This is a genomic window from Planctomycetota bacterium, assembly GCA_035574235.1.
Classification (GTDB): domain Bacteria; phylum Planctomycetota; class MHYJ01; order MHYJ01; family JACPRB01; genus DATLZA01.
Genome location: DATLZA010000121.1, coordinates 1 through 16,042, shown reverse-complemented (window position 1 = coordinate 16,042; position 16,042 = coordinate 1). Strand labels below are relative to the sequence as shown.

The window sequence follows — 16,042 nt, the reverse complement described above, 5'->3', positions numbered from 1 at the left end:
CCGAAGGAGGATCTCATGCGCATTTCGCCCGCGTTTCTGGCTCTGTCTTTCGCCCTGCCGATGGCGTTCGCCTGCGGCAAACCTTCAGGAGAACGACAAACCGTCACCCTCCTGAACGTCTCCTACGACCCCACGCGAGAGCTCTATAAGGAAATCGGAGAGCGCTTTTCCGCGCATTACAAGGCCAAGACCGGACGCACGGTCGTCGTCAAAAGCTCCCATGGGGGCTCCGCCGCCCAGGCACGCTCCGTTCTCGGCGGTCTGAAGGCGGACGTCGTAACGCTCGCCCTGGCTCCGGATATCGACATCCTCGCACGCCACGGTCTTCTTCGACCCGACTGGCAGCAGGCGTTTCCGAACAACTCGTCGCCCTATACGTCCGCGATCGTTTTTCTCGTCCGGACGGGAAATCCCAAGCAGATCCGAAGCTGGGAGGACCTGGCGCGGCCCGGCGTGGCGGTGATCACGCCCAATCCGAAAACCTCGGGCGGGGCACGCTGGAACTTTCTGGCCGCGTGGGGCCATATCACCCGCAACGGCGGCGACGCCGCCCAGGCCGAGGATTTCGTCCGGCGGCTCTATGCGAACGCTCCGGTTCTGGACACGGGGGCCCGCGGGGCCACGACCACCTTCGTCCGGAAAAAAATCGGAGACGTCCTGATCGCCTGGGAAAACGAGGCGCACCTGGCGGTGCGGGAGTTCGCCGAGGACCGCTTCGAAATCGTCTATCCCCCCGATTCGATCCGGGCGGAGCCGCCCGTGGCGATCGTGGACAAGAACGTCGCCGTCAACGGAACGGCCGACATCGCCCGCGCTTTCATCGAGTATCTCTACACGGACGAAGCCCAGGAAGCCATGGGTCGCTGGTATTACCGGCCGTCCAATCCGGCGATCCTCGAGAAGTTCCGGCAAACTCTCCCGCCTTTCCGGAAGCTGTTCACGATCGCGGAAGTGGCCGGAACCTGGACGGAAGCCCAGAAGAACTTCTTCGACGACGGCGGCGTCTTCGATCGGCTTTACGCCCCGAAATAGAAGGACACGAAGGAACCTTCGTATGCAGCCGATTCCGGTCGCCGCGCGGCGGCTCGTTCCCCCCTTCCACTGTACTCCGGGGGCCCCGGGGAAGGTCCGCGAGCCGCGCCGATTCCGATCCGGCGGTTTCGCGTCCCCGGACGCTCCCTTCGCTCCTCGGACGAGATCGGGTGAACTGCGAGGATCTTATGACGACGATCGCTCTTGCCGTCCTCCTGGCGCTTCAGGAACCCGCTCCTCCTCGGCCGGCCGAAAAGGCTCCCGAGAAACCCAGGTCCTCCGCCGATGGGCTGCCCGTTTCGGTCTCCTGGCGCGAGGGCCTCCGCTTCAAAACGGACGACGGGACCTTCCAGGCCACCCTCGGGGGACGCGTGCTGGCCCATTACCGGACTCTCTTCGACCGTCCCGACGCCGCCCGCGCCAATCCCGACACGCTCTACCTGCGTCAGGCGCGCGTGGATCTCCAGGGCAAGCTCTTCCAGGAATTCGACTTCCGGTTGTATCTGGATTTCCCGACGGGGACCGCGTCCGCCACGACGGGAACCCTCCAGGACGGATACCTCGGATGGAGCCGCTGGCCCGAGCTGACCCTCAAAATAGGCCAGTTCAAGGAACCTTTCAGCCAGGAGCAGACCACCACGCTCCGGGCCACGGACTTCGTCGAACGCTCCGTGCTGGACCGCCTGGCCCCGGGACGGGACCTCGGGTTCCTGTTCGCAGGCAAGGCGGCCTCAGGACTGTTCGAATACGAGGCGGGCGCCTTCGACGGCGCCGGCCGGGCGGTCGTCGACAACAACGACGAAAAGGATCTGGCCGCCCGTCTCCGCATCAGCCCGCTCGAAGGACTGCGCCTCGGGGTCGCCGGAACCGTCGGAGACGTCGACGGAGCCTCCTCGGCCACGGCCTTCGACCTGACGACCACGGAACTTCAGATCCAGTTCCTCGATGCGACGGCCGGAACGGTGGACGGCCTCCGGACGCGCATCGGTCTCGAACTGACGTGGCTCTGGGAGTCGTTCGGCCTGCGGGCCGAATGGGCCCGTCGTACGGACACCGTCACGCAGGGCACCCTCGACGAAGACGACATCCATCTGAAGGCCTGGAACGTCAGCGTCACGTGGCTCCTGACGGGAGAAAAAAAGACGCTCGAAGCCCGCATCGTGCCGCGGAATCCCTTCAACCCGTCGGCCGGAACGTGGGGAGCCTTCGAGCTGGCGTTCCGCGTTGCGCGCCTGGAAATCGACGACGAGATTTTCGACGCGGGAGTCGCGCCCTCCGCGGGCAACGCGGATCGGGTCACGACCTTCACGGCGGGCGTCAATTGGTATCTCAATCCCCACGTGAGAATCACCCCCAACGCCGTTGTGGAGAAGTTCAGCGACGAGCTCCCCGCCGGGGGCGACGACCGGTACGTAGGGGCGCTGGTGAGGTTCCAGATCGACTTCTGAGAGAGGGGGGGAGGACCGCCTACCCGGAGGAAGGCGCCGAAAGCCGGGCCCCCGCCCGGAGATCGCGCGCCTTCTCTCCGGGGATGGCGCACGCGAGAACGGCTCCGAAACAAGAAATCGCCAGAGCGCAACGGAACACCTTGGCAAGCCCCTCCGCCAGGGGCGCCACCGCGGCGCGCAGCATCTCGGGATCCATGTGCGCGCGGAATTTGATGATCCCCTCGGGCTCGCGGCCTCCGAAGGCGGAAGTGAGAAGCCCGCCCATCACCGCAAGTCCCAGCGCGGCGCCCATCGAGCGGGTGAACTGCGTCAGCGAGGTTGCCGCCCCCAGGCGCTCGCGCGGCGCGGCGTTCTGGACCGCGATGAGAAGCGGCGCCACCGTGAGGCCGAGGCCGGTGCCCAGAACGAGCATGGCCGCGATCACGCGCCCCAGCCCGATCGACGGCGCACCCCCGGCCAGGAGCGCGTACGACGCCGCCGCCAGCGCCATCCCCGTCACGGCCAGCGTCCGGTAGGAAAAGCGCGCCAGCAGGACGCGCGTGAGCGCGGAGCAGACGATCCAGGGCCCCATCATGCACGTGAGCATGTATCCCCCCGTCTCGAGGGACTTCCCGAGCACGCCCGCCACCAGGAGCGGCACGTGCATGACGGCCGCGAAAAGCGCCGTCATCGCGCACACGCCGGTGGCCGCCCCGGCCGCGAAGAGCCGGTTCCGGTAGAGGTCGTACGCGAGGAAAGGATCCGGCCGGCGGCGCTCGACGGCCACGAGGGCCGCCGCCAGGACCGCCGCCGCGCCGAAGGCTCCCATCGCGGAGCCCGACAGGCGCGCTTCCCGGCCGGCGATCCCGAAGCCGGCCAGAAGCGCCGCGGAGGCCAGCGCCAGAAGAAACGCCCCCGCCAGGTCCGGCCGCCCCACGGTCCCCCGCGCCCGGCGCTCCCAGGAGGCCTGCACCAGCGCGGCCGACACGATCCCCACGGGAACGTTGAGATAAAAAACGCCCTGCCAGGACCACACCCGCGTCACCCATCCTCCGACGAGCGGCCCGAACAGCGCCGCCACGCCCCACACGCTCGAAATCGCCCCCTGCATCCGGGCGCGTTCCTCCTGCTCGTAAAGGTCGGCGATCATGGTGAAGGAAAGCGCCATGAGGCCTCCCGCTCCCAGCCCTTGCACCGACCGCCAGGCCACCAGGGCCCCCATCGTGCGGGAAAGCCCGCAGAGGACGGACGCCGCGACGAGGATCCCCACCGCCAGAAGGTGCAGCGGCCCCCGCCCGTAAAGGTCCGAAAACCGACCCCAGAGGGGCATCGAAACCGTCTGGCAAAGCATGAAAACCGTGGCCGGCAGGAAGTAGAGGTCGAATCCGGAAAGCTCGTCGAGAATGCGCGGAAGGGCGGTCGCCACGACCGTTCCGTCGAGAGCCGCCAGGAGCAGTCCGACCAGAATCCCGGCGGTGGCGCGCGCGCGTCGGGCGGGGTCGCTCACCCGCGTAATGCTAGGGGCGCCTCCGGGGGCTGTCAAGAAAGCGCCCCGAGGTCCGCGTTTCCCTTGCAATCCCCTCCGACCGGACTATCATACGCGCGGACGACCAGCCTGGAGAACATATGCCCGACGCCGCCCAGCTCGCTCAGATGGCTCAGAAACTCCGGCGCCATTGCCTCGTCTCGACCGCCGAGGCCGGCAGCGGACATCCCACAACCTGCATGTCCATGGCCGACCTCATGGCGGTCCTCTTCTTCGAGGAAATGCGCTTCGATCCGAAGAATCCCCGCGCGCGCCACGCGGACGCCTTCGTGCTCTCCAAGGGCCACGCCGCCCCCATCCTGTGGGCCGCGCTCAAGGAGGCCGGCGCGATCCAGGAAGACCTCAACACCCTGCGCCGCATCGACAGCCCGCTCGAGGGACATCCCACGCCCCTTTCCCCCTGGGTGAAAGTGGCCACCGGATCGCTCGGCCAGGGCCTCTCCGCCGCCGTGGGCATCGCGATCGCCCGCCGCATGGACGGCATTCCCAGCCGCGTCTACTGCCTCCTCGGCGACGGCGAAATGGCCGAGGGCTCCGTCTGGGAGGCCGCCCAGATGGCGGCGTACCAGAAACTCGACTCCCTCTGCGCGATCGTCGACGTGAACGCCCTGGGCCAGTCCGGCCCCACGATGCTCCAGCACAACCTCGATTCCTACGCCGCCAAGTTCGCGGCCTTCGACTGGCACGCCGTCACGATCGACGGACACGACATCGAGCAGATCCGCCGCGCCTTCGAGAAGGCCCGGGCCACCCGCGGCCGGCCCACCGCGATCCTCGCCCGCACCTTCAAGGGCCGCGGCGTCTCGTTCCTGGAGGGCAAGGAGAACTGGCACGGCAAACCCCTCAAGAAGGGCGAGGAGCTCCAGAAGGCGCTCGCCGAGGTGGGCGACCCCCGGATCGCCATCCCCGTCCCGCCCCGGACCGTTCCCGGCTCCGCCCCGGCCCCCCGCGAATGGTCGCCCGACGATCCGGCGCTCGCCCCGTCCTACGCCCCCGGCCAGGAGGCCGCCACGCGCGAAGCCTACGGGACCGCCCTCGTGAAACTCGGCCGCGTCTGCTCCGAGGTCGTGGCCCTCGACGCCGACGTCAAGAACTCCACCTTCTCGGAAAAGTTCAAGGCGGCCTTCCCGGACCGGTTCGTCGAATGCTTCATCGCCGAGCAGAACATGGCCGGCGCGGCGCTCGGCCTGGCGGCGGAAGGCAAGATTCCCTTCGCCTCGACCTTCGCCTGCTTCCTGACGCGCGCCTTCGATCAAATCCGCATGGCCGGATACTCCCGTCCCCGCCATCTCGTCTTCGCGGGAACCCATGTCGGAGTGTCGATCGGCGAGGACGGCCCCTCCCAGATGGGACTCGAAGATCTGGCGATGTTCCGCTCCGTCTTCGGCTCGACCGTTCTGTACCCCGCCGACGCGGTGGCGGCCGAGCGCCTTACCGTCGCGGCGGCCCGCACGGAGGGCATCGTCTATCTGCGTCTCTCGCGGCCCAAGACGCCCGTCCTCTACCCGAGCACCGAGACGTTCCCGGTGGGAGGATCCAAGACGCTGCGGCGCTCCCCCAAGGACGTCGCCACGATCGTCGCCGGCGGGGTCACGGTCTTCGAAGCCCTCAAGGCGCACGACCTCCTGGCCAAGGAGGGGATCGCGGTGCGGGTGATCGACGCCTACTCCGTCAAGCCGCTCGACGAGACCGCCCTCCGGAAGGCCGCCGCGGAAACGGGACGCCTCATTACGGTCGAGGACCACGGAGAGGCGGGCGGACTGGGCGAGGCGGTGGCCGCCCTGGGACTGGCCCCGAAGATCCTGGCCGTGCGGCGGATGCCCCGATCGGGGAAACCCGACGAGCTTCTGCGGTACTGCGGGATCGACGCCGCGGCGATCGCGGCGGCCGTCAAGGGCGCCTAGCGGCGCCCGGCCCTACCGGCTTGCCGGGAGCTTCGGACCCCGGACGCAGGCGGGGCAGGTTTCCTGGTGTTTCTTCCACGCGGCCAGGCGGTCGCGGATCGCCTCCTGCCGGAGCTGCCCGGAACGCTCGCAGGACCCGGGAGCCGCGCGGCAGTCGCCGCACCGGTCCCGGTGCTTCCGGACCGCGTCCTCCGCGCGCGCCTGAACCTGCTGAACGACGCGGCGCCATTCGTCGCACTCCGGGCCGCACTTGTCGCAGAGCACCGCATGCTCGCGCTTCCACTCCTCGTGGCGCGCCCGCGCCTCCTCGAGATCCTTGCGCCAGGCCTCGCACCGGGCCGGATCGAACTCGCACTTGCGGCACCGCTCGCGATGGCGCTCCTTGGCGGCGGCCTCCGTTTCGCTCCAGGCATGATCCGGCATCCCGCAGAGCTTCGCAGCGCAGACGGCGCATTGAGGGGCGTGCTTGCTCTTCCACTCCTCGAATTTCCGGCGCGCCGCCTCGCGCCGGTCGAACCCCTCCCGGCAGCACGTGCCCCCGCTGCAGAGCGTGCACTCGGCCAGATGCGGGGTGAGCCAGGAATCCACCTCGCGGCGGAACTCGACGTTCGTCTTGCGCGCCGCGTCGCACGAACCCGCGGCCTGCGACGCCGCGCACAGCGCCGCCGCGATCGCCGGAAGGATCATCGTCCCCTCCTCCCCGCCCCAACCGCCTCTCTTAATAGATAATACACCGATGCATGGCTCATGTGTCGCCGGAACGCCTCAGGAACTCTGCTCGACGAGCCGGCGGACCGCGGCGGCGACGTCGGCCGCCTTGGGAAGAAACGCGTGCTCCAGCGGAGGCGCGTAGGGAACCGGCGTGTCGGGCGCCGCCACGCGGGCCGGCGGGGCATCAAGATCCCAGAACGCCTTCTCGGCCAGGATCGCCGCCAGCTCCGCCCCGGCGCCGCCCCGACGCGTGTCCTCGTGCAGGATCACCACCCGGTGCGTCCGCGCCACGGACTCGAGCATCCGCTCCTCGTCGAGCGGCCAGAGCGTCCGGAGATCGATCACCTCCGCCTCGATCCCCTCTCCCGCCAGCGTCCCGGCCGCCTCGAGCGCCGCGTAGACCATCGCGCCGTAGGTCAGGATCGTCGCGTCCCGCCCGGGCCGCCGCACCGCCGCCCGTCCCAGGGGAACCTCGAAATCCCCCACGGGAACCTCTTCGCGCAGGTCGGGACGGAAGAATCCGTAAAGCCCCTTGGCCTCGAGGTAGATGACGGGATTGTTGTCCCGCAGAGCCGCCGTGAGGAGCCCCTTCGCGTCCGACGGGGTGGACGGAGCCACGATCTTCCACCCCGGCGCGCGCAGGAACCAGGCTTCCGGACACTGCGAGTGGAAGGGACCGCCGCCCAGAAGCCGGCGCAGATCGCCCGTGGCGCCTCCGTACGGGAGACGCACGACGAGCGGCACCGGGCGCCCCCAGCGCCAGTGGATCTTGGCCGCGTTGTTGACGAGCGCGTTGAAGCCGCAGGCCAGAAAATCCGCGAACTGCATTTCGACCACGGGACGCATCCCGGCCAGCGCCGCCCCCACGCCGCAGCCGACGATCGCCGATTCGGAAAGGGGCGTGTTGAGGCACCGCTCGGGGCCGAACTTCCGCGCCAGTCCGCGCGTCACCCCGAAGGCGCCGCCGTAGCGCCCCCCCACGTCCTCCCCGAGCACGAAGACCCGCGGATCCCGCTCCATCGCCTCGACGAGCGCCTCCCGAATCGCCTCGTCGTAGGTCATGGCGCGCGTCCGTTCCGGAACCGCAGCCGGGGCCGGTTCCACGCGGGGGGCCTCGACGCGCCCCAGAAAATCCTCCGGACCCGGCCAGGGCGCCGCCTCCGCGGCGCGCTCGGCTTCGGCCACCCGCCGCGCCGCCTCCTCCCGCAGGCGCGCGGCGCCCTCGTCGTCCAGAAGACCCTCCCGGCGGAGACGCGCCTCGTAGAGCGCGATCGGATCGGCCGCCTCCCAGAGCCGGCGCTCCTCCTCGAGCTCGTAGCCCGGCAGGCCCGGAGCGCCGTGGTACCGGTCGTCGTCGTGATGCGCGTGCCCGGCCCGGCGGTAGGTCGCCAGCTCCAGAAGCGTGGGCCCCCGCCCGGCCCGCGCGCGTTCCGCCGCCCACGCCGCCGCGGCCGCCACCTCGTCGGGGTCGTTTCCGAACACGGTCGTCCCGGGAAGGCCGTAGCCGGCCGCCTTGAGCGCGAAGCGCGGCGCGGCCGTCTGCTCCGTCCAGTGCGTCCCGAGCGCCCAGCGGTTGTTCTCGACGACGAAGATCACCGGCAGCCGGCGCACCGCGGCGAAGTTGACCGCCTCGTGCCACTCGCCGAGCGAGGTTCCCCCCTCGCCCATCACCGCCAGAAACACCCGGTCCTCCCCCCGCAGATGCGCCGCGTAGGCCATTCCGACGAGCGTCTGGACGCCCACGGCCAGAGGGGCCGCCGGCGGAAGAAGCCCGCGGGAGAGATCCCCTACGTGAAGATCCCTCCCGTCCATCGGCGTTCCCTTCTTGCCCACCTGAGCCAGGACCGCGTGGAGCGGATCGTCGAGATACATCAGAAGAATCGGCAGGCCCCGGATGAGCGGGCAGGCGATGTCCCCCGATTCGCTCCCGCGCCGGAGCCGCAGAGCCAGCCCCACGGCCGCTTCCTGCCCGAACGCCCGGAATCCTTTCTGGGGCGAAGGATATCCCTCCCAGGCGATCTTCTTTTCCTGGAAGAGCCGTTTGAGAAGATCGTCCACGGCGCGGGAGAGAAGCATCACGCGGAACATCTCGAGGCGCTCCTGGCGCGTCAGAGACGCCCGCAGCTCCTCGCGCCGGAAGTACCCTTCGACGGCCTCGCGAAGCGCCTCGAGCGTCCACCCGGCGGCCTGGGCGGCGGAGGTTCCGGGGTAGAGGACGCTGCGTCCCTCCGCGCGTCCCATCCGGCAGGCGCGCTCGACGGCCTCGAGAAGCGCCCGGCGCGTCTCCCGGGGCCCGAGCCGCCGGCGCGCGGCCGATCGCGCCGCGGGCAGAAGAAACGGACACTCGAGGGCCAGGAAATCGAGAAGCTTCATCGGCCGGCCCGCGGGCGCCCTCCCGTCAGCGCCGGCCAGAGCTCCTCCGGAACGGGCATGACGGACAGGCGCCCCATCCGGACGAGCGGAAAGGTCCGGAAGCGCGGATCCGCCTTCACGGCCGACAGCGGCACCGGTCCCGCGCGCCGCACGGGGACGATGTCCACGGCGTCCCCGGCGGCGTCGGCCGCCGCGCGGGCGATCCCCACGACGGCCTTTTCGTCGCCGGTGTGATAGATCGCGATTTCGTCGCCCCGGCGGACCTGCCGGAGGTGGCGCAGGGCCAGGGCGTTTTTCACCCCGTCCCACACGGTGCGCCCCTCCTCGAGGAGCCGGTCGAAGGAGTAGTCGGACGGCTCGGTCTTGAAGAGCCAGTACGCCATGGGGGGTCCCTCCTCGGCCGAAGCCAGTATGCCTCGCCGGGCGGCGGAATCAAGCCCCCGCGCCGCCGGAAGATCCGCCGAAATTCCCGCCGTCTTGCATATTTGATGTGTATAGTGTATAGAGAATGTAGAGCGCGGAGGCGGTTACGGCCACGACCCACGGGGGCCCCGACCCGGCGGCCTGGAGCTCGATCTTCGAGATCCTCACCCACCTGCGCCTGGCGGTGGGCCAGATCCGCCTCCACCCCGCGGGAACCCCCCAGGTCGCCCGGATCGTGGCCGCCCTCCACCACGCCGTGGCCGCCTACCTCGAACGCCATCCGGCCCTCGTCCTCACCCAGACTCCGCGCGGCATCCTCGTCAACGGACGCCCCCCCGCGTCCCGCGACTTCGCCACGGTCACCCTCCAGGCCTCCCTCCAGTCCCTCTTCCTCGAGGCCGGCATCCGCAGCGTCTTCTTCCATCCCGGCGTCGGCCCCGAGGAGACCGCCGCCTTCCTCCAGGCCCTCGCCCACCGCTTCTGGGACCTGCGGGACCCCCGCCGGATCAACCTCCGGCTGCGCGAACAGCACGTCCTGCGCATCGGCGTCAACGAGGAGGAGGACCCCGCCGCCGCCGGCCCCGCCCCGACGCCCGACGAGCCCGCCGTCCCCGCGGGACGCCTCCGCTTCGAACGCGCCCTGGAGGCCCTCCGCGCCCTGGCCGCCCTGCACCGCGACGCCCCGCCCGACACCCGCACGGCCCTCCGGAGAACCGCGGAAACGCTCCTGGAACCGTTCCGCGACGACCCCCGCGCGGCGCTCCGCGCCCGCGACGCCCTGGCCGCCGCCCCCGAACTCGCCCCCGACTGGCTCCAGGCTCCTGCCGCGCCCCCCTCGGGCTCGCTCCGCGACGCCCCCCTGGCCGCCGTCTTCGCCTCCCTCGCCGCGCCGCCCCGCAGCGGACTCCTCGTCCTCAACTTCGAAGGCCGCGTGGCCCGCGTGTGGATCGAGGAAGGCCTCGTCGTCGCCGCCGACTTCGAGGGACGCCGCGACGCGGACGCCTTCCGGGCCTTCGCCAGCCTCCCGCGCGGCGAATACCTCTTCCAGCCCGGCGAAACCGCTCCCGAACGCCGCCTCCGAAGCCCCGCCGCCCCTCTCCTCGAAGCCCCCCGCGCCGCCGATTCTTCGCCCCTTCCGCTCGCCGGTCCGGTATCATGACCCTGGAAACATCGACCGGAGAACCGACGGCTCATGGGCGCCGCCCCTTCCAAGTTCCTCTTCGTCTCCCGCCTCGGCCTCATCCACGACCTCGCCCTCCAGGTCCTCCAGGAAGGCCACGCCGTCCGCTACGCGATCCTCTCCCGCGCCGATAAGGACGTCGCCGACGGCCTGCTCGAAAAGGTCGACGCCTGGGAGGACCACAAGGACTGGGCCGACGTCGTCGTCTTCGACGACTCCGACTTCGGCGAGGCCGCCGAGAAACTCCGCCGCGAGGGCAAGCCCGTCGTCGGCGGCACCCGCACCTCCGACCGCCTCGAAAACGACCGCGATTTCGGCCAGTCCGAAATGAAGGCCGCCGGGATGACCACGCTGCCGAGCTGGGACTTCACGTCGTTCGACGAGGCCGCCGCCTTCCTCCGCGCCAACCCCGACCGCTACGTCGTCAAGCCCAGCGGCCGCGCCCAGAACGAAAAGGTCCTCTCCTTCGTCGGCCAGGAGGACGACGGACGCGACCTCCTCACCCTCCTGGAGCGCTACCGCAAGGGCTGGTCCACCAAGATCAAAAGCTTCCAGATCCAGAAGTACGTCTCCGGCGTCGAGGTCGCCGTGGGCGCCTTCTTCAACGGCACCGACTTCATCCTGCCCGCCCTCGTCAACTTCGAACACAAACGGATGTTCAACGACGACATCGGGCCCTCGACCGGCGAGATGGGAACGCTCGGCCTCTGGGCCGGCGAGAACCGCCTCTTCCGCGAAACCCTCGGCCGGATGAAGGACCGCCTCCGCGGCTACGTGGGCTACATCGACATCAACACGATCGCCAACGCCCGGGGCATCTATCCTCTGGAATTCACCAGCCGCTTCGGATATCCCACGATCAACCTCCAGATCGAAGGCGTGCTCTCGAAGTGGGGCGAGTTTCTCCTGGCTCTGGCCCGCGGGGAATCTCCCGAGCTGCGCGTCAAGCGCGGCTTCCAGATCGCCGTCGTCGTCGCGGTGCCCCCCTTCCCCTTCGTGGACCCCGACGCCTTCCGCAAGTACTCCGAGGACGCCGTGGTCCTCTTCAAGAAGGAAATGCGGGAAGGGGTCCACCCCTGCGACATCAAGCTCGTCGACGGCGACTGGCGCCTGGCGGGGAACTCCGGATATGCGCTCGTCATCACGGGCTCCGGCCCCACCGTCGAGGACGCCCGCAAGGAGGCCTACCACCGCGTCCGGAACGTCGTCATCCCGAACATGTTCTACCGGACCGATATCGGCGAACGCTGGCGCCGCGACGGAGACCTGCTTCAGACCTGGGGCTATCTCGTCTGATCCGACGAGGCGCCCCACCGCACGACGAACTCCACCCGCCGATTGAGCGCCCGCGCCGCCGGATCCAGACCGTCGGCCGACGGCTCGTGGGCCCCCCGCCCCGCCGCCCGCAGACGCCCGCCCGGCAGACGCCCGGGAGCCCCCGCCCGCGTCGCCCACTCCCAGGCCTTGCGGGCCCGCGCGCGCGAAAGCCGCTCCGCCTCCGGCTCCCCCGGCGCCGCGTGGCCGACGACCTCCAGCTCCTCCGCGCGGCCCGCGAACGGCGCCACGAGCGCCGCCGCCGCGTCCACGAGCGCCTTCCCCTCCGCCGTCAGCTCCTCCCCGCCTTCCGCAAAAAGCGCCGCCCCCGGCCGCACCCGGAACCCGCCGGCCTCCGGCAGAATCCGGATCCGTCCCCCCTCCGGCAGCCGCCGGAGGATAGGCTCCAGCTCCCGCAGGAGCGCCGGCGGCTCCGGCGGCCGCGCCCGCTCCCGGGACCGCCCCACAAAGGCCGCCGCATAGAGCAGGATGAAAAGACACACAAGCTGCATCATGAAGTCCGAATACGAGATGAGCCAGCGGATCTGATCCTCGTCCCGGACCGGCGCTCCCGCCGCCCCCGGAAGAACGCCGCGGCGCGACGTCATGGCTCACCGGGCGCGGGCCCGAACCTCCAGGCGCCCCGCCTCCGCGGCGCCGCCGAGCGCGCCCGCGCTCTGGAGGAACCTCGGATCCAGTCCCCCCTCCCCGACGAGAATTTCCGACGCCGCCCCCGCCCGCTCCAGCGCCGCCGCCATCCCGCCCTCCTCCGCCGAGGCCCAGGCGGTCACCGTGACCAGGCCGCCCCGCGGCCCCACCCGCCCCGCGATCTCGACCAGCGCGCGCCTCAGCTCCGGACTCGGAACGACCGAACCCCGTCCGAACGCCGGCCCGTCGAACGAAGCCAGCCATTCCCCCGCCCGTTCCGCCACCCTCCAGCGCGCCCCCGACGGCGCCTCGGCCGCCGAAGATCCGCCCACCAGCGTCCGCCCCGTCTCCCCCGGACGCACCCCCCGTCCCGCGCCCTCCCGCACCGGCGGCTCCCCCAAACCCCGCGCCGCCCGATACGCCCGCGCCGTCCGCCGCCGCATCTCGGGCGCCAGCGCCGTGGACGCATAAAGGAGAAGGAACAGGCACACGAGCTGCATCATGAAGTCGGAGTACGAGATGAGCCAGCGGACTTCCGTCTCGTCGCGCGCCGGTCCGGATCCCACGAAAAGCTTCAGCGGCCGGCCCATCGCAGCGCCTTTCGCCCCCTCACGCCCGCTTCTCGCGCAGGAACGCGCGGAGCTTCGCCTCGATGCTCCGCGGCGAATCGCCCGTCTGGAGCCACACGATCCCCTTCACGATCATCTGCCGGTAGAGCACCTCGTGGCGGTGCTTGCGCTCGAGCTTCCGCACGATGGGCGTCCAGAGCGCGTAACACGCCACCACCCCGTAGAACGTGCTCAGAAGCGCCACGCTCATCCGCGGTCCGAGCTGCGAAGGATCGTCCAGCGACTTGAGCACGAGCACCAGCCCCAGGATCGTTCCGATCATCCCGAAGGCCGGCGACATCGTCGCCAGGGAATCGAAGGCGGCCCGGCTGCGCGAATGGCGCTCCTCGAGCGTCGCCATCTCCACCGACAGGCGCTCCTCCACCGTGTCGGGCTCCACGCCGTCGATCGCCATCTGCACGGCCCGGCTGAGGAATCCGTCGGAAATGTCCGGCAGCACCTTCTCCAGACCCAGAAGCCCGTCGCGCCGGCTGATCCCCGCGTACGCGACGAAGTCTCCGATCAGGCGCTCGTATTCGTAGTCCCGCACCGTGAAGGCGACCTTGAGCGCCTGAACCGCTTCCCGCAGCTCCTCCTTCGAAAGCGCCGCCGCCGTGCCCACGATCGCCCCGCCGAACGCCACCAGGAAACCCTCGAACGACCAGATCTCCTGCGGCGTCCCCTGAGAGATCATCAGGGCCGCGAAAATGATCGCGGCGATTCCTACGTACCCCAGGATGAGCAGAACGTCCGGTTTGGCCAAGTCCCGATCCCTTCCCGATGCGCTCCTTTATTACATCGTCAATCCCGCCCTTCCGGCTCGAACATCCGTGCGGCCGTCCGGGACGTCACCCGCTTGCGCGCGAGGACCCCCGGAACCTCGGAGAGGGGCTCCTCGAAGAGCGTGTCCCCCTCGGCGGGCCGCCAGTCTTCGGGAAGAAAAAGCTCCCCCAGCGCACGGGCCAGCGCGTAGGGGTACCGGCCCGAACCGTCCGCGATCCGGCGGGCCGCCACCACCGCCCCCGCCACCGCCGGCGGATACGCCCACGAGGGATACACCTTGTAGGCGGGCCGCTCCGACCCCGCCCGAAGATCCTCGACGACGAAGATGTCCACCCCCCCGCGCCCTCCCGCCGGCCGGGCTCCCAGAAGAAGCGCCGCTTCATCCAGGCTCAGGCCGCGCGTTCGAACCGCCACCTCGCAGCCGCCGCCTCCGGCCACGATCGGAGCGGCCGCCTGGCCTGCATCCGCCCCGGAGGCCAAGGGCTCCACCCGCGCCGGCCGTCCGTCCCGGCGGCGGATCCGGAGAATCGCCGCGTCCGAATCCCCCTCGAGCAGGTCCTCGAAAATCTCCGGCCTTCCGGAACCGTCCGCCGCCAGTTCGGCGAGCGCCCGCGCCGCCTCGGCCGGCGTCAGGGAGTTCCCGCCCCCCCACGCCGCCGGCACCGAAAGCTCCCGGCCGTCGATCAACGCCCCCACCCGCGCCGGACGGCCTTTCACGTCCACCCCCGCCGCCCGGCCGCGCAGAAGAACGAGGCCGCGCGGCGACCCGGCTTTCTCGAGCCCCGCCCGCACGAAACGGCGACCGAAGGGCTCCCATACGACGTTCGCCTCCGCCAGCCGCCGGTCCACCGCCCGGACCCACTCTTCCCCGGGATCCTCCCCCTCCAGAATGAACCGCACCGGAATCTCGTGCACGACCGCGGGGCCCACGGGGACCACCGCCGCGAGGCGACCCCGGTACGACACCTCCACCCTCCCCTGCGGCGCGACCCGCCGCGTCGGATCTTCCGGCGCGCCGTCCGGTCCGCAGGCCGTCGGAGCCGCGTCGTCCACCGGATCCGCGACGAAAAGGAGCGGCCGCGTCCGCCCCTCCGCCGAAAGCGCATACGCCGCGGGGGGATCCAGGAGCGCGCCGTCCGGTGCGCGCGTCGCCACGGAGACGGATTTCCCCGCGTCCCGCGAAGGGTCTTCCACGACAATCCAGGCCGCCTCCGGCAGCCGCGCCGGAGCGTTCTCGTCGAAGCGACCCTGCCCGTCGAACGCCCCGTGCAGAGCCGCGGGGCGGATCTCCGAAAGGATGCTCCCCGCGGCATCCCGCAGCGTCGCGCGGAAAACCGCCACCTCCCGCTCGGCGGATTCCGCCGCCCCCGCCCGGATCCGCACCCGATGGATCCCCGCGGATTCGAAAACAAGCGCCGCCTCGACCGCCCCGACGCGTTCCGAGCGGGCGCCCTCCGGGCCGGCCACGATCCACGTCAGACGCTCGCCCTCGGGAAGAACCTCGGCGCCCTCGGCGCGCATCCGGCAGGGCAGGCCCGCGGCCACGGGGCTCTCGGCCGGAGGGCTCACGGCCAGACGAACCGCCGCGAGCGTCCCGTGCGCCGAAGCCCTCCAACCGGGCAAGGCCGGCAGGGTCACCTCGACTTGCAGCTCGCAGCGACCCGCATCGCTCAGGACGGCCCGTGCGGTTTCCCCCTCGGATCGGACCGAGCCGGCTCCCTTGAGCGCCCAGACCGCCGTCGAACCGCGAAGCGGCGGCGTGCATCGGACGCGCGCCTCGACGGCGCCGCCGGGACCCACGACGCGCGGCGTCGGGAAGTCGAGCTCGACCGCGACGACTTCGAAGGCGACGCGCAGGCCTTCCGAAAAGGCCGCGTAACTTCCGGGCCGGTCCGGAACGAACCGCGCGGGTTCCCCGGCGAGGACGGCGACCTCCCTGCGGACGCCGCCTTCGCATCGAACGACGGTCCATCGCGCCTCGGGATCGGCGGCGGCGCGGGACCAGCGCACCTCCTCGCCGGGACGGACCAGGATCGGCTCCGCCCGGATCGGCGTGGGACGCGGAGAAGGACGGGACGCGGCCGCCGGGGGCG

Annotated in this window: 13 protein-coding genes; 5 read left to right on the top strand and 8 right to left on the bottom strand. The window is 70.8% G+C overall.

Features of this window, described 5'->3' with window-relative positions:
* Positions 1 to 15: 15 nt before the first annotated feature.
* Together VNO22_11090 and VNO22_11085 are read left to right on the top strand one after the other, a co-directional pair.
* Entirely contained in the window at positions 16 to 1,032 is a 1,017-nt protein-coding gene (locus VNO22_11090) for a sulfate ABC transporter substrate-binding protein (GenBank protein ID HXG61913.1), read from the top strand.
* A gap of 188 nt (positions 1,033 to 1,220) precedes the next feature.
* Complete coding sequence (locus VNO22_11085; protein HXG61912.1) at positions 1,221 to 2,480, top strand: porin; 1,260 nt, start codon at positions 1,221 to 1,223, stop codon at positions 2,478 to 2,480.
* A gap of 19 nt (positions 2,481 to 2,499) precedes the next feature.
* Here the strand turns inward: VNO22_11085 and VNO22_11080 are convergent, their stop codons facing one another.
* Positions 2,500 to 3,966 (bottom strand): MFS transporter, encoded by a 1,467-nt coding sequence (locus tag VNO22_11080; protein HXG61911.1) that lies wholly within the window; start codon positions 3,964 to 3,966, stop codon positions 2,500 to 2,502.
* A 119-nt stretch (positions 3,967 to 4,085) separates the two neighbouring features.
* Between VNO22_11080 and VNO22_11075 the strand changes: the two genes are divergently transcribed.
* Complete coding sequence (locus VNO22_11075) at positions 4,086 to 5,909, top strand: transketolase (GenBank protein ID HXG61910.1); 1,824 nt, start codon at positions 4,086 to 4,088, stop codon at positions 5,907 to 5,909.
* 12 nt (positions 5,910 to 5,921) lie between these two features.
* Here the strand turns inward: VNO22_11075 and VNO22_11070 are convergent, their stop codons facing one another.
* The 3 genes from VNO22_11070 to VNO22_11060 all read right to left on the bottom strand — a co-directional run bounded on the left by VNO22_11070 (position 5,922) and on the right by VNO22_11060 (position 9,376).
* Complete coding sequence (locus VNO22_11070; GenBank protein ID HXG61909.1) at positions 5,922 to 6,596, bottom strand: hypothetical protein; 675 nt, start codon at positions 6,594 to 6,596, stop codon at positions 5,922 to 5,924.
* Positions 6,597 to 6,674: 78 nt separating this feature from the next.
* Positions 6,675 to 8,993, bottom strand: a complete 2,319-nt coding sequence (locus VNO22_11065; protein HXG61908.1) for a thiamine pyrophosphate-dependent enzyme — start codon at positions 8,991 to 8,993, stop codon at positions 6,675 to 6,677.
* A complete protein-coding gene (locus tag VNO22_11060) occupies positions 8,990 to 9,376 on the bottom strand; it encodes an EVE domain-containing protein (GenBank protein HXG61907.1) in 387 nt (128 codons plus the stop codon). Before VNO22_11060 ends, VNO22_11065 begins: the two co-directional genes overlap by 4 nt.
* A 224-nt stretch (positions 9,377 to 9,600) precedes the next feature.
* Here VNO22_11060 and VNO22_11055 point away from each other — a divergent pair, with 224 nt between their 5' ends.
* Together VNO22_11055 and VNO22_11050 are read left to right on the top strand one after the other, a co-directional pair.
* Positions 9,601 to 10,575, top strand: coding sequence for a DUF4388 domain-containing protein (locus VNO22_11055; GenBank protein HXG61906.1), 975 nt, complete (start codon positions 9,601 to 9,603; stop codon positions 10,573 to 10,575).
* A 33-nt stretch (positions 10,576 to 10,608) separates the two neighbouring features.
* Positions 10,609 to 11,892 (top strand): phosphoribosylamine--glycine ligase, encoded by a 1,284-nt coding sequence (locus tag VNO22_11050; GenBank protein ID HXG61905.1) that lies wholly within the window; start codon positions 10,609 to 10,611, stop codon positions 11,890 to 11,892.
* On the opposite strand, the gene VNO22_11045 is transcribed toward VNO22_11050, so the two are convergent.
* From VNO22_11045 to VNO22_11030, 4 genes are all read right to left on the bottom strand, one after another.
* Positions 11,880 to 12,518: an OmpA family protein gene (locus VNO22_11045; protein HXG61904.1), complete on the bottom strand. Its 639-nt coding sequence runs from the start codon at positions 12,516 to 12,518 to the stop codon at positions 11,880 to 11,882. The genes VNO22_11050 and VNO22_11045 overlap by 13 nt on opposite strands.
* Before the next feature lie 3 nt (positions 12,519 to 12,521).
* Positions 12,522 to 13,148: a flagellar motor protein MotB gene (locus tag VNO22_11040; GenBank protein HXG61903.1), complete on the bottom strand. Its 627-nt coding sequence runs from the start codon at positions 13,146 to 13,148 to the stop codon at positions 12,522 to 12,524.
* Positions 13,149 to 13,167: 19 nt separating this feature from the next.
* On the bottom strand, positions 13,168 to 13,929 hold the full coding sequence (locus VNO22_11035) for a MotA/TolQ/ExbB proton channel family protein (GenBank protein ID HXG61902.1): 762 nt from the start codon (positions 13,927 to 13,929) through the stop codon (positions 13,168 to 13,170).
* A 38-nt stretch (positions 13,930 to 13,967) separates the two neighbouring features.
* On the bottom strand, positions 13,968 to 16,042 hold a 2,075-nt coding region (locus VNO22_11030; GenBank protein HXG61901.1), incomplete at its 5' end, for a hypothetical protein.